15 protein-coding genes are annotated in these 13611 nt (G+C 58.8%); 8 read left to right on the top strand and 7 right to left on the bottom strand.

Features of this window, described 5'->3' with window-relative positions; translation table 11 throughout:
• Positions 1–93 precede the first annotated feature (93 nt).
• Entirely contained in the window at positions 94–855 is a 762-nt protein-coding gene (gene cofE, locus HY011_09940) for a coenzyme F420-0:L-glutamate ligase (GenBank protein MBI3423249.1), read from the top strand.
• A gap of 44 nt (positions 856–899) precedes the next feature.
• On the top strand, positions 900–1865 hold the full coding sequence (locus tag HY011_09935; GenBank protein ID MBI3423248.1) for a 2-phospho-L-lactate transferase: 966 nt from the start codon (positions 900–902) through the stop codon (positions 1863–1865).
• Positions 1866–1978: 113 nt separating this feature from the next.
• Here HY011_09935 and HY011_09930 read toward each other — a convergent pair whose 3' ends face one another.
• Together HY011_09930 and HY011_09925 are read right to left on the bottom strand one after the other, a co-directional pair.
• Complete coding sequence (locus HY011_09930) at positions 1979–2491, bottom strand: DinB family protein (GenBank protein ID MBI3423247.1); 513 nt, start codon at positions 2489–2491, stop codon at positions 1979–1981.
• Positions 2492–2591: 100 nt separating this feature from the next.
• Positions 2592–3539, bottom strand: a complete 948-nt coding sequence (locus tag HY011_09925) for a YafY family transcriptional regulator (GenBank protein MBI3423246.1) — start codon at positions 3537–3539, stop codon at positions 2592–2594.
• A 102-nt stretch (positions 3540–3641) separates the two neighbouring features.
• On the opposite strand from HY011_09925, the gene cofC reads away from it, so the two are divergent.
• A complete protein-coding gene (gene cofC, locus HY011_09920) occupies positions 3642–4316 on the top strand; it encodes a 2-phospho-L-lactate guanylyltransferase (GenBank protein ID MBI3423245.1) in 675 nt (224 codons plus the stop codon).
• Positions 4317–4359: 43 nt separating this feature from the next.
• On the opposite strand, the gene HY011_09915 is transcribed toward cofC, so the two are convergent.
• The 3 genes from HY011_09915 to HY011_09905 are packed head-to-tail and all read right to left on the bottom strand — an operon-like array spanning position 4360 to position 6136.
• Positions 4360–4836: a cytochrome c gene (locus HY011_09915; protein ID MBI3423244.1), complete on the bottom strand. Its 477-nt coding sequence runs from the start codon at positions 4834–4836 to the stop codon at positions 4360–4362.
• Positions 4837–4866: 30 nt separating this feature from the next.
• Entirely contained in the window at positions 4867–5220 is a 354-nt protein-coding gene (locus HY011_09910; GenBank protein ID MBI3423243.1) for a cupredoxin domain-containing protein, read from the bottom strand.
• Between the two features lie 4 nt (positions 5221–5224).
• Complete coding sequence (locus tag HY011_09905) at positions 5225–6136, bottom strand: metallophosphoesterase (protein ID MBI3423242.1); 912 nt, start codon at positions 6134–6136, stop codon at positions 5225–5227.
• A gap of 236 nt (positions 6137–6372) precedes the next feature.
• Between HY011_09905 and HY011_09900 the strand changes: the two genes are divergently transcribed.
• Complete coding sequence (locus tag HY011_09900; GenBank protein ID MBI3423241.1) at positions 6373–6897, top strand: sigma-70 family RNA polymerase sigma factor; 525 nt, start codon at positions 6373–6375, stop codon at positions 6895–6897.
• Positions 6894–7694: an anti-sigma factor gene (locus tag HY011_09895; protein ID MBI3423240.1), complete on the top strand. Its 801-nt coding sequence runs from the start codon at positions 6894–6896 to the stop codon at positions 7692–7694. Before HY011_09900 ends, HY011_09895 begins: the two co-directional genes overlap by 4 nt.
• A 115-nt stretch (positions 7695–7809) precedes the next feature.
• On the opposite strand, the gene HY011_09890 is transcribed toward HY011_09895, so the two are convergent.
• Complete coding sequence (locus HY011_09890; protein ID MBI3423239.1) at positions 7810–8208, bottom strand: PPOX class F420-dependent oxidoreductase; 399 nt, start codon at positions 8206–8208, stop codon at positions 7810–7812.
• Between the two features lie 155 nt (positions 8209–8363).
• Here HY011_09890 and dut point away from each other — a divergent pair, with 155 nt between their 5' ends.
• The 3 genes from dut to HY011_09875 all read left to right on the top strand — a co-directional run bounded on the left by dut (position 8364) and on the right by HY011_09875 (position 10701).
• Entirely contained in the window at positions 8364–8804 is a 441-nt protein-coding gene (dut, locus tag HY011_09885) for a dUTP diphosphatase (protein ID MBI3423238.1), read from the top strand.
• A gap of 476 nt (positions 8805–9280) precedes the next feature.
• Positions 9281–10117: a hypothetical protein gene (locus tag HY011_09880; protein ID MBI3423237.1), complete on the top strand. Its 837-nt coding sequence runs from the start codon at positions 9281–9283 to the stop codon at positions 10115–10117.
• Between the two features lie 20 nt (positions 10118–10137).
• Positions 10138–10701, top strand: a complete 564-nt coding sequence (locus HY011_09875) for a hypothetical protein (GenBank protein ID MBI3423236.1) — start codon at positions 10138–10140, stop codon at positions 10699–10701.
• A 433-nt stretch (positions 10702–11134) separates the two neighbouring features.
• On the opposite strand, the gene HY011_09870 is transcribed toward HY011_09875, so the two are convergent.
• The gene (locus HY011_09870) at positions 11135–13291 is read right to left on the bottom strand and encodes a putative Ig domain-containing protein (GenBank protein ID MBI3423235.1); all 2157 of its coding nucleotides are present in this window, start codon (positions 13289–13291) and stop codon (positions 11135–11137) included.
• Between the last annotated feature and the right edge of the window lie 320 nt (positions 13292–13611).

Below are 13611 nucleotides of genomic sequence, written 5' to 3'. Positions count from 1 at the left end.
TGAATTGACGCGCGCATTGCGCCACAAGCTTACTTGCTTGTCAAAGCGGCTGCGCTTAGCATACGCGCTCTTTTCACGCATCATCTGAACATCATGGAAAGTCCGCAAACCATCCAGTTCATCCCCTTGCCCAGCCTGCCTGAGGTCAAGCCGAACGACGATTTGGCGCAACTGATCGCCCGCGCCGCGCGCAAGGCCGAGGTGCAATTGTGCGATGGCGATGTGCTGGTTGTGGCGCAAAAGATCGTCTCAAAAGCCGAAGGTCGGCTGGTCAATCTGGCCGCAATCAAACCGTCGCCATTTGCCGAAGAGGTTGCCGCCCGCCAACAGCGCGACGCCCGGCTAATCGAGATCGTCCTGCGCGAAGCCGCGCGCATTGTCCGCATGGACGAACACGTGTTGATCACGGAGACCAAACACGGTTTCGTGTGCGCCAACGCGGGCGTGGATAAATCGAATGTCAAAGGCAAAGACTGGGTGGCGTTGCTGCCGCTTGCACCGGACGATTCAGCGCTGCTCTTGCGCGCGCGACTGGCCGAGTTGCTCAAGATCGAAGTCGCTGTGCTCATCACCGATACGTTTGGACGGGCTTGGCGCGAGGGGCTGACGAACGTGGCCATCGGCGTCGCGGGCTTGAATCCGGTGCACGACTTTCGCGGCGAGACCGATGATTTCGGCAAACCGCTCGCCGCCACGGTGCTGGCCGTCGCCGATGAAATCGCCGCCGCATCGGGTTTGCTGATGCGCAAAACCGCCCGCATTCCCGTCGTCATTGCGCGCGGCGTCCCCTATGACCGTGGCGAAGGCAGCGCGCAACCTTTGATCAGAGCGCGCGAACGCGATCTGTTTCGCTAACGCAATTTCAAATCTTCAAGCTGCAATCTCAAATCTGAAATCCGATGATTACCGCACTCGCAGGCGGCGTCGGCGCGTCGAAATTGCTGGATGGCCTGGCCCGCGCGCTGCCGCCCGAAGAACTCACCATCATCGTCAACACGGGCGACGACATCGAAATGTTCGGCCTCTACATCGCGCCCGATCTGGACATCGTCACCTACACGCTGGCGGGGTTGGTCAATCCGGCAATGGGCTGGGGCGTCAAAGATGACAGCTTTCATTGCCTGGATTCGCTGCTGCGGTTTTACGATGGCGAACGCTGGTTCAATCTGGGCGACCGCGATCTGGCGACACACATCTTCCGCACAAACTTATTGAAACAGGGCGTGCCGCTGTCAGAAATTGCCGGCCGCATTCGCACGACGCTCGGCGTGCGTGCGCGCATCCTGCCGATGACCGATACACACACGCCGACCACGATCATCACCGACGCGGGCGAAATGCACTTTCAGGAATATCTGGTCAAGCATCGTGCGCAACCCATTGTGCAAGGCATACGTTTTGAAAACATCGCAGCGTCGCAACCCGCGCCCGGCGTGCTCGCGGCTATTCAACAAAGCCAGGCCGTCATCGTCTGCCCCAGCAATCCGCTCATCAGCATCGGCCCGATTCTGGCCGTCCCCGGCGTGCGCGAATGCTTGCAACAAACGGCAGCCAAAGTCATCGCCGTCAGCCCCGTCGTTGGCGGCGCTTCACTCAAAGGCCCGACCGACCGGATGCTGGCGCAACTGGGCCACGCGGTTTCAGCCACGCAGATCGCACGGCTTTATGCCGATTTCCTCGATGCGTTCATCATTGATAACCAGGATGCTGAGGCCAAGGTAGAGATTGAAGCGCTCGGCGTGCCCGTTCTCGTGACAAATACCGTGATGAGCGGGGCCAACGAGAAGCTGGCCCTCGCTCAAATCACGGTTCAAGTAGTTGAGGAGGTCACTTCCTCAAACGGTCGAGTCGAGTTGCAGAGTTAAATCAAAACCATTTGCCACAGAGGCACGGAGACACAGAGGAAAACTGCGGACAGAGATCAACAAGTCTTCTTCTCAGTGTCTCCGTGCCTCTGTGGCAAAGACGTATATTCAAGTTACACCGGCGAGTTTTCGTAGTCGTAAAGCATCGGCGGCTCTTTCCCCAGCAGCCGCGCGTAAGTGTAAAGCTGGCCGCGATGGTGCCAATGCTCGTCATAGGCAAACGCGAAAAACTGCCAGGCCGGGAAGCTGCCGTACCAGGCTTCGACCGGCTTTTGCAAATCTTCGTCAGTCATTGCTTCTGCCGTCTCATCCAGCGCCTGATGATAGCGGCGCGCATAGGCCAGCAAATCGGCCACTGTCTTCAATTCGGCCAAAACCGCCTGGCCCGCTGGTTTTTCCGGCACCGCCATACTTTCGGATTCCTCGGTCAGTTTGCCGCTGCGGATGTTAGCGGCCAGCGACCGTTCCATCGTGTACATGTGCATGATGAGTTCGCGCACGCTGCGCAGGCCCTCTTTCGGGCGAAAGTCCAAATCGGCGTCGCTGAACGTGCCGATCAGGCGCAATGTCACGCCGTGCACCATGTTGAAATAAAACCGTTGTCCTTGTAGTGCCGCTTTGTTCATAGCCTCTCCTCTGGGTGAAAGTAGTTTCGAGTTCCTGCTTGATTCCGACGGATTGGAGAGTACACGGGCCGAGTGACAACAGTATGTCAGCAGGCTTTGGCTAGGCCGAATTTATTTCAAAAATCTTGCGGGCCTCTTCCGCCACCCGTCGTTTCAACGATTCCGGCTCCAGCACACGGGCATTGGCGCCCCAACCCAAAATCCACTGCACCGCCTCGCGCTCGTAGCGCACCCGCGAAGTCACCAGCAAACCGTCGGGGAACTCTTCGACGCTCTCGATGTAATAAGACCGCGATTCTTTAACCCAAGGCGCGACCTCAGCGTCGAACCAGACGCGCACGACGATGCGGCGTTGGTCTTCGACGGGCGGCTCCATTTTGAAACCCGGCTGTTTCTCAAACCGCTGTTCCAGCACCTCCAACTCGCTGACGCGCTCCATCCTGAAATTGCGGATGTCCTGCCGCCAGTGGCAATAGGCGATCAGGTACCACGATTCGCCATAACGCAGCAGCGCGTAAGGGTCGGCCTCGCGCACCCGTTCGGCGCTCATGTCGTCGCCCGCGAATTTGGTGTGATAGCGAAAGCGCACTGCCCGCCGTTCGATGATCGCGCGCCGCAGCGGCAGCAACAGCTCCGCCGTCGTCTCGCCGCTCAAGGTTTCGGGCGTGACGAAGTGAATGCTTGCGCGCAACTCGGCCACCTCGGCGCGCACGCGCTCAGGGATGACCGTTTCGATCTTGTTGACGGCATGCCGGGCACGCTCGCGGTACTGCGCGTCGAAGTTCTGCGCCATGAATTCGCCGCCCAGCAACAGCATCGCCGCTTCATCCGACGTGAAACTGAGCGGCGGCAGAAAGTAACCCGCAACCAGCGCATAGCCCACGCCCGCCTGCGACATCACGGGCACGCCGGTTTCGCACAGCGCCTGCACGTCGCGATAAATCGTGCGTTTGCTGGTCTCGAATTTGGCCGCCAGGTCTTCAGCGCGCATGGTGCCGCGCCGTTGCAACTCCAGCACGATGCCGAGTAGCCTATCCATTCGATTCATAACAGTTCTCTTGTTTGACAAGCTGCCAGCTTGTCAATGACTTCGGGTTGTTTCTAATTCGCAGCCCTTCGGCAAGCTGGCAGCTTGCCGGACAGTTTGTGTATGCGCTACATCTTAATCCCAGTCAAAGACCTGACGCGCGCCAAACAGCGCCTGGCCGCCCTGCTGACCCAAGCCGAACGCACGCAACTCGCCTGGGCCATGCTCGAAAACACCTTCGCCGCCGCCGCACAAACGCGCACGATTGACCGTATCGCCGTCGTCACGCTTTATCCGCCCGCAATTGAATTAGCTGAAAAATATGGGATGGAAGTGATCCTCGAACGCGAGCAGATTTCGGAAAGCGCCTCGGTGGATTTTGGTGCGCGGGAATTGCGCAAACGCGGCGCTGAGGCCGTGCTGCGCTTGCCGATTGACCTGCCATTGATTACAGCCGAAGACATTGAAACCGTCCTCGCGCACGCTGCGCCCGCGCCCTCTGCCATCATCGTGCCTTCGCGCGACGGCACGGGCACGAATGCAATCCTGCGCTGCCCGCCCACGCTCTTCCCTTCGCACTTCGGCGCCAACAGTCTGCCGAAACATTTGGCCGAGGCCGAAAAAGCAGGAGCGCAATGCCAGGTCGTGGAACTCCCGCGCATTGCGCTCGACATTGATGAACCGGCAGACGTGCTGGCGTTGTTGACGGCCGGGCACGATTCGCCCGTGCTACAGTGGCTGATCGAACACGGTATTCGCCAGCGGCTGGCGCAAGCGCAAGAACGACAAAGCCATTGAAGTGGTGCCCAGTTGGAATCGCCGGTCAGCCGGCCTTCTCTCATCAAAGCCGCTTCAGGAAGGCGACCACCTGCCAGATGTCCTCATCGGAAAGCTGTCTGCCCCAGGCTGGCATGGCGGTATTGCGAATCCCATGCTTAACGATCCAGAAAATTTCCGCCTCGGTGTACTGAGGCGGGTGACTGGTAAGCTGGGGGGCCGGGGGATAGAACGATGCGCCGTAGATGCTCGGCCCGGCGTTCGGCTGGCCGTGGCACTTCGCGCACATATGCGTGTAGATCTCCGCTCCGGTGGTTAAGCCTCCTTCCGTGGAGAGCACCGGATTGGGCTGTTGCTGCGCACGCCGCGCAACTGACGCATGCACCGCCAAGCCCAGCAACCGTGCCTCCAAAGCAGTCGGTTGCTGGTCGGCGTTGACAGGTACGGAGCCAAGCTTCATCACCAAGAGCGCGATCACGACTGCGCCCAGCAAGAACGCCGCGATGCCGATCAACGCGCCTTTGATAAACTGCTTCTTCATCTGTGAACTCCTTGTTCTGTTCGGCGCAAGCTATTCTGTGACCACCAACGTACCGGACATCTCATCGTGGCCGCTGCCGCAAAACACGTCACAGACAAAACTGAATTTACCGGCTTTGTTCGGCGTGAAACTGACGCGCGTGATTTCACCCGGCTTCATCTTCGCGTCCACGCCTAAATCAGGCAGCGAGAAACCATGTCCCCGATCTGTCGAAGTTAGCTCCAACACGAGCGGCTCTCCCCTTTTGACCCTGATCTCGCTGGGCGTGAACGCAAACTTTTTCGCGGTCACACGGATGACGTTCTCGGTGGAAGAACCAGTTCTGACAGCGGCAGCCCAGGTCACAGCGGTCAGCGCGAGCAATAAAACGATAGTGCGATTCATCCTCTTATCCTTTCGTGATGGCGTGTTCGGTTATTTCATATTTGGCCCGTTTGACGGCGGCCTCGACATTGCGGAAGCCCAGCCCTTTGTATGGTGTTGCCGGATCCCAAAGTACCGGAGCACGTTTGGGCACGGAGCCAGGCGGTGGCAAGGGGAAGATCAGTGATTTCGCCGCGTGATGCGCAATGTGGCCGGTCAGATGATGATGTTCCTGATGAATGTGTCCGTAAAAGACCGTGACGTTTTTGTAAGGCATCAGCGCATCAATCACAGCCGCGGCGTCACGCGTCGCCCAATCCCATTGCGGGTAGAGATCAAACAAGGGCCGATGTGTGAGCACAACGATGGGCGTGTCAGGCTGATGTTGTTTGAGGTCTGCCTGCAACCAGGCGAACTGCGCTTCGCCCACGACGGCTTCGGGGTCAGAGACATTATCCAGCACGATGAAATGCACACCCTTGTGGTCGAAGGTGTAATGCAGGTCGCCGAAGAATTCCTGGTAGGCTTCGCCGCGATCAAGCGAGGCGTCGTGCTCACCGGGCATAAAGCGCACGGTCTTGACCTTGAGCTGACTGACGATCTCCTTGAACTCAGCCATTCGTGCGCGCCGCACTTTGGGATCGTCCGTGGTGTGCGTCAGGTCGCCGGTGAAGACGACGAAATCCGGTTGTTCATCGAGGCTGTTGACCGCAGCCACCGCTTTCTTCAACGTGCCTTGCGCGTCCGGGTTGGCTTTCGGCCCGTCAAAGCCCCAGTGCGTGTCAGAGAGTTGCACGAAGTAGAAATCCTGCGGCAAAGATTTTTGCTTGCCCCGTTTTTGCGTCATCCCAACTGCATCAAAGCCCAGCCCTGCAGCGAACACGACGCCGCCCAGCCCCGCGAGCTTCATAAAATCGCGTCTATCAACCTTGCTCATGTCTGTCTCCTTTTTCCGGCTTGGATTGTGGCGATTCATCTGCCATCGTTTTGTCAGTGCTTGCCGCGCCTGATGGTAAATTCGCCGTCAGCGATACAGACTCAGTTATCAAGCAGGAAATTCCCGCGTGGGCGCAAATTCGGCGGCGGGAATAAAATCGCCGGTCAACCGGTCTTCTCTCAGAACGAGACCAGCAAAGCGGAGAGGCCAAAGCGGCCAAAGTGGAAGACAAGCATTTGCAAAACCCGAACCAACGCGCGCGCTTTGAGCAGACCGTGCTGCCGCATCTGGCCGCTGCCTACAATCTGGCGCGCTGGCTGACGCGCAACGATCACGACGCGCAGGACGTAGTGCAGGAATCTTATCTGCGCGCCCTGAAATTTTTTAGCGGATTTCATGGCGGAGACGGACGCGCCTGGCTGCTCAGGGTTGTGCGGAATACTTGTTACACCTGGTTGCAACAACGGCGGCGCTACGAACCGCTGACAGATTTCGAGGAAGAAATTCGTCACCTCGAAAGCGCTGCTCCCAACGCGGAAGCGTTGTTGTTAACTGCGGCGGACAATCAGTTGCTCAGCCATGCGCTCGAAGAGTTGCCGGTGGAATTTCGGGAAATCCTGATCCTGCGCGAGCTGGAGGGGCTGTCTTATAAACAGATCGCCGACATCGCCGATTTGCCGATGGGCACCGTGATGTCACGGTTGGCGCGCGCGCGCCAGCGGTTGCAACAAGCCCTGACCAGAAAGGAGACAACGCTATGATTTGCCCGGAAGCACAAGACCTGCTGCACGCTTATCACGATGGTGAATTGGATCTGGTGAGAAGCCTTGCGTTCGAACGGCATCTGCAAACCTGTCAGACGTGCGCGCAACGTTATCAAACGCAACAGGCGTTGCGCTCTGCCATCACGACGGGAGGACTTTACTATCAGACTCCGGCCAAGCTGCAACGGCGCGTGCAATCAGCGGCACGCGAAACCAATCAGACCGAACCCAACTCGTGGCCCGTGTGGTGGCGTTGGCTTGGCGTGGGAGCTTCGCTGGCGGCTATCGCGGTATTGATCCTGACCTTCAGGCCATGGCTGACTCGTCCTGCCGCGGCTGACCTCGTCACCCAGGAAATCATTTCGGCACACGTGCGTTCGCTGATGGCCGAACATCTGACCGATGTCGCGTCGTCAGACCGGCACACCGTCAAACCGTGGTTCAATGGCCGCTTGGATTTTTCGCCGCCGGTCACAGACTTGACGGAGCGCGGATTTCCTTTGATTGGAGGGCGGCTTGATTACCTGAACAACCGGCCGGTCGCGGCCCTGGTTTACCGGCGCCAGCAACACATCATCAATCTGTTTGTTTGGCCGTCTACCCAAACTTCGCCAAACATCGCACTGAACCCGGTGACGCGGCAGGGCTATCATCTGTTTCGCTGGGTGTCAGCGGGGCTGATTTTTCTGGCGATCTCTGATCTGAACGAGAAAGAACTGGCGGAATTTGTCCAACTCGCGCGCACTCAAACTTCCCCTCTCCCGGCAGCCGCAGCAGCTACGCCAGACCGTTAAAGCGCTGCCAAGATATTGATCTGTTTCAGTCACGTACAAAGAGTTGAAAGAGGCTGCGGCACTGGTCTCGCAACCAAGGCCTCAGCCGCGTTTCACTGGATTTGTTCAACGTGCCTCAGTTCATCGAACTGACACGTTCCGGCTTGATCTTGAAGATCACGCGCTGCTCGCCCGGCTGCCGGAACGGATAGACATCCTTGTCCAAATACTTCTTCGCCATTTTGTTGATGTGTTCGTCGGCGCCCTCGGTCGTGCGTTCGACCACCTTGCCGCGCACTTCCAGATAGCGATACTGATTATCCGGATCAACCAGCATCACCGACACGCGGCCATCCGCTTGCAGGTTCTTGTCTTTTTGCCGGCCAATCGCCGTGTTGAACAGCACATGCGCGCCATCGTAATCAATCCAGACCGGCGTGACTTGCGGCGCGCCGTTGGGCATCAAGGTCGCCAGCCCGGCGAAGACTTTCTTCGCAAACAAATCTGCATAGTTTTCCGGAATTACATTCGACATACATTTCTCTCCTTGTTGTTTAGCGCAATTTCAATCAACCTAGGCCCATACATAGGCGAGGAAGCTTACCATAGAGGCGCCGAGACACAGAGCCAGTTACCTGTTCTCTCTGTGACTCCGTGGACCTTCGCCGCCACGTTATTTTGGCAAATGCTATGACTGCACAAGACAACTTCACACTTCGGGTCAAACAACTTCATCCCGCCGCACAATTGCCGCGGCGTGGTTCCGCTTTCGCGGCGGGCGCGGATTTGCACTGCGTCGAAGCCTTCACGCTGCAACCAGGCGCGCGCAAAGCCGTGCCGACCGGCCTCGCGCTGGCCATTCCGCCGGGGTATTACGGACGCGTCGCGCCGCGTTCGGGCTGGGCGGCGAAGCACGGCATTGACACGCTGGCCGGCATCATTGACGCCGATTATCGCGGCGAAGTGCTGGTCTTGCTGATCAACCTTGGCGACCAGCCGTTCACGGCGGCGGCGGGCGAACGCATCGCCCAACTCATCATCGAACGCGCCGCGCCCTGTGCTTATGAATGGGCGAATGAGTTGGATGAAACTACGCGCGGGGCGGGCGGCTTCGGTTCGACGGGGTGTTGAGCGCAGAGATTTTTCGCGGCCACCGTTCGCGCATGAGCATTTCGACCGGGGTTTCGCGCTTTCCCAGCAGAATACAAAACTTGCGCGGCAGCGGCGCAGCCCGCCACTGCCGCGCGTATCAGCGGAGAGCGTATGGAGCAATTTATTATCGAGACGGCCACTGACGCCGACAACGCGGCGCTAGAGCGGTTTGCAGTTGCGTTTACGAAAGTCAGTTGACGTTGGGACAGTACCGCGCGCGTGCGCCAGCGGAGCTTTGGCAGTTCAACCAATGCGCAAGATTGACGCGCCGCTGGCTCACGCGCGCGGTACTGTCTGGCTGCGCGGTTTTCTCCTATGCCGTAGTAAAAATTTGAGCTAAAGCGCCGTCTTCGCTTTTTGCCCGTCGTTATGAATTGATTTGTCCGGTTGCGCCGCGCTTCAATTTGCTGCTACAAGATGACGGCCCAATTCCCGCATAAGAAGAGAGCAAAGCAATGATTGAATCACCCGCGCTGTTTGCCGATTTGTTGCTGGCGCGCCGTTTGGAAAAAACCGAAGGGCAAAGCAATGCCGATTTTGTCGAAGCCCGCGCGCGCGTCTTTCCCGACAGCGGCGCCACCTGGATCAAGGTCGCCGGGACTTATGCAATGTTCGACGGCGTGCAATCGCCATGCACGCAAACGTTCGGCCTGGGCATTTTTGAACCGGTGACGCCTGCCGCCCTGGATGAAATCGAAGCCTTCTTTTGCACGCGCCAAGCGCCCGTTCACCACGAAGTCAGTCCCTTGGCCGAGGCGACCACCTTCACGTTGCTGAACGAGCGCGGCTATCAGCCGTTTGAATTCACCAGCGTGATGTTTCGTGCGCTGGAACGCGGCGCGCAATTGAATGCGGCGCTGAATGAAAACATTGCGGTGCGGCCGATCACTGAGGACGAGCATGATCTGTGGGCGCGCATCGCCACCGCAGGCTGGAGCGAATACACAGAGTTTGCCGACATGATGCACGGGCTTTCGCTGGTCACGGCCAACCGTACCGGCGGCGTTTCATTCATTGCCGAACTGGCGGGCCAACCCATCGCCACCGGAGCTTTATGCCTCTGCGACGGCGTGGCGCTGTTGGCTGGGGCCAGCACCATTCCCAGCGGCCGCAAGCAGGGCGCGCAACTGGCGTTGTTAGAAGCCCGTTTGCGGTTCGCCGCCGAACAGGGCTGTGATTTAGCGATGATGTGCGCCGCCCCTGGCAGCAGTTCGCAACGCAACGCCGAACGGCAAGGCTTTCGCATCGCCTATACCCGCATCAAATGGCAACTGCCGCAAGCTGCGGCCTGAGCACTTCATCAAGAGGAGCCATGCTTCGACACAACCGCCTCACGTTTGCCGCGCCAATCCTTTTATTGCTTTGCGTTGCCAGCCTGTCACAAAACAACGCAGGTGGGCGCACGCCCCGCGCCGCCGTGCAACAGTTTTTCACGCTGCTCAAAGCGCAACAGTACGACAAGCTTTACGAATTGCTGCCCAGCCAGATGCAACAGGAAACTACGCGCGAACAACTCAGCGCCAGTCTCAAACGGCTGGACGAATTTTTGATCATCGAGAAACTGCAACTCGGTCGCGTACAGGAACACGGCGAATTTGCCGTCGTGGATACGACCATTTACGGCAAGCTGAAAAAGCCCCTGACCATCAACGAGCAGGTGCTTAGCGCCGGGCGCGCCACTGCCCAGCAATACCTGCGCAAAGAAAACGGCCAATGGAAAATCGTCACCGCCGATGAACGCACACGCGCCGTCTTCCTCAACCAAAATCCGGCCTTCAGCCAGCAATTCCAACTCACGCGCGCGCGCTTCGAGTTCAAACAAAAGGGCCAATGGCAGAGCTTCAATGCCCCGCGCAATGCTCTGCCCCGGCCATAAACACCTTGTCATTACCCAAATCTTTGCACCAAACGCGGGCTTGGTTTTTAGCCCGCGAAGGCGGGCGGCAGCATAAAGCCCAGGGTGCAGCGCGTGGCGCGCGGAACCCTGGGAACATTGGCGATTATGCGCCAAGCCCGCGAACGCGGGCGGCAGATTAGGGGTCGCCAGCGAACGTCTGCCGCCCGCGTTCGCGGGCTTGTTATTCAACTTGACGCTTTCCTGGGGTTCCGGCTGCGCCTTCACCCCAGGCTTTATGCTGCCGCCCGCCTTCGCGGGCTGAAATCGCGCAAAGATTTGGGTAATGACAAGCCTTAAACACCCCCGCCAAGTCAGTCGCGCCGGGCGTGTCTCTTCTATAAACCAAGAACCCCAGCGAGAAGAGCGGTCATTCTCGCTGGGGTTCTTGGTTGAGGCGCACGCTGGGCGCGGTTTACGGCGCGATGGTCAGGCTGTAAACCTTGCTGCCGGTGCAGCCGCTCGCGTTGGTGGCGCTGATCGTGAAGTTATAGGCGCCGGCTGGCGCGGGCGTTCCATACACGGCCCCCGTCATACTCTGTAACACCAGGCCCAGCGGCAACGCGCCGTTTGTCACCGCATAGGTATAACTGCCGGCGGGCTGGGCCATCACATTCCCGTAATAGAACTGTCCCGCTGTTCCATTCGCCAAGGCTGACAGCGTGATCGGCTGACAAGCCTGACCGGCGATGGTCAGCGTATAGCTGGCCGTGCCGGGGCAAGCGCCAAACCCTGCCGCCTGAATCACGAAACCGAATTGCCCCGTCATTGCGGGCGTGCCACTGATTACGCCCGTCCCGCTATTCAGCGACAAGCCCGGCGGCAGCGCGCCCGCGAACACCGCGTAGACATAGTTGCCACCAGCCGGAGCGGCGGCGACCGTTTGGTTATAAGCCGCGCCAAGCGTGCCGCTGACCAAACTCGCCGGATTGACTGTGACGGTCGGGCACGTGATCGTCAGGGTGTAGCTGCGCACGCCTGTGCAACCGAGACTGCCCGTCACTTGAACAGTAAAGCTGTAAGTGCCGACGACGGTGGCTACGCCGCTGACGACGCCGGTCGCGGGGTTGAGCACCAGGCCGGGAGGCAGATTGCCCTGCACCACAGCGAAGTTGTAAGGCGCACTGCAACCGTTGACCGTAATGGTTTGATTGTAAGGCACGCCCGCTTGCCCATCGGTCAGCGGCCCCAAACAGATTTGCGTGGATTCGTAAGCGCCGATGTCCACGGCGCCGCCCACCGGGCGCGCGCTGCCGCGTTGATCGGTGGCGGGTGCGCCGTTGTTGTCACCCGCGTCAATGGCGGGGCTGCCGCACAATAACGCGCGCGTTTGCGCCGGGCCGCCGTTGTTGGCGAGCGGAGCGAGTTGCGCATTGATCGGCGCGCCCATAGAACCAACGATATTGCCGTTGAGACCGTTCGCAAATCCGCTTGTCCCATCCGTATCCAAGTTGTGGCCGAGCGAGGCCAGTATGCCGCCGCTGTTGGCGAAATTCGCCGGGCTATTGGCAGAGGCCAGTGTATTTTTGACGCTCAGGCTGGCCGCCGTGGCCGCCGCGAATTTGATGGCCCACAGCGCCGCGCCAGGCCCGCTGTTGTTGGCCACCGTGCAATTGGTCAGCGTTGTGGCAGCCGTTGTGGAAGTCGCGCGGCTCACCACGCCGTTGCCGCCCGTCGTCGCGCTGTTGTTGCTGATGGTGCAATTGGTCAGCGTGACAATCGAATCCTGAATGCCGACGCCCGCCTGAAAGTCGGTCATATTGTTATTGACCGTGCTGTTCGTGATGTTCGCGGTCGTGAAGAGAATATAAAACCCACCGCCGTTGCCCGCCTTGTTAAAAGAGATGGTGCAGTTGTTGATGTTCAACGCGCCAAACGACAGGATGCCGCCGCCAAATGAATAGCCTTCGTTGTCGGTCACAACGCTGTTTGACAGATTCAGCGTCGCCCCCGAATTCACGAAGAAACCGCCGCCGCCGGTAAAGCCGTTTGGCAAAACGCGCCCTTTGGTGATGGTCAGCCCGGAGATCGTAACCACGCGGTTGAAATTGATCGTAAAGATGCGGTAATCGCCGCCGCTATTCCGCCGCACCGTCAAGACACTCGCGCCCGGCCCGTTGATCGTCACGTTGTTATTAAGCAAGGGCAATTCACCCGCCAAATTGATAGTGCCCGCCACGCTAAAATCAATCGTATTGTTACCGCCCAACGCATTGGATTGCGTGAGACAGAACCGCAAATCTCCCACAAACCCGGCACCTTCGCCGCCGCCACCCGGATTGTTGTCGGTCAGCCGATCCACCAAAAAGCTCCCAGCCATCATTAAGTTTTGCAGCCCGTTCGCTGGTTTTTGCTCTTCGGTCGTTTCGGCCAGATTTTGCGGCTGTTCCAGGCGCAGGACAGGCCCGCCCATTTCAGCCATTGCCTGCCGCTCGTTTTGTTGCGCCGCCGCGTGCCAGGGCGTTTGGCCGATGCCTGCCAACAGACTAACCAGCAGCGCGGCCAATAATCCGCCGCGCAGCAACGTGGTGCCAAAAAAATATGGATGTGAATGGCGTTTGTTTCTCGTCAAAGCGTCTCCTTTTCTCTTGCTTGTATTAGACCTGGTTTCGGTTGACTGGGTTAGCTTATGCCGAGCAAGCTCCAGCGAATGGAGTCTGCGTCGTCACAACCGTTAAAATCTCTGCTTATCTCTGACGCCACGCAGTCTACAAGGCGCGCCGCAGCGCGGCATGAGCTTTTGGTGATGCTTTGGTGATGCTTTGGTGAGGCAATGATTAAGAAAGGAGTTATACCTGCCGTCGCGCGCCATCTGAAACGATACTCAACCAGCAATTCCACCTCATGCGCGCAATTCGCCCGTAAACAGGGCGGCCAGAGGCAGTGCTTCAA

It is taken from the genome of Acidobacteriota bacterium, assembly GCA_016196035.1.
GTDB lineage: Bacteria > Acidobacteriota > Blastocatellia > RBC074 > RBC074 > JACPYM01.
This window is presented reverse-complemented; position numbering and strand designations above follow the sequence as displayed.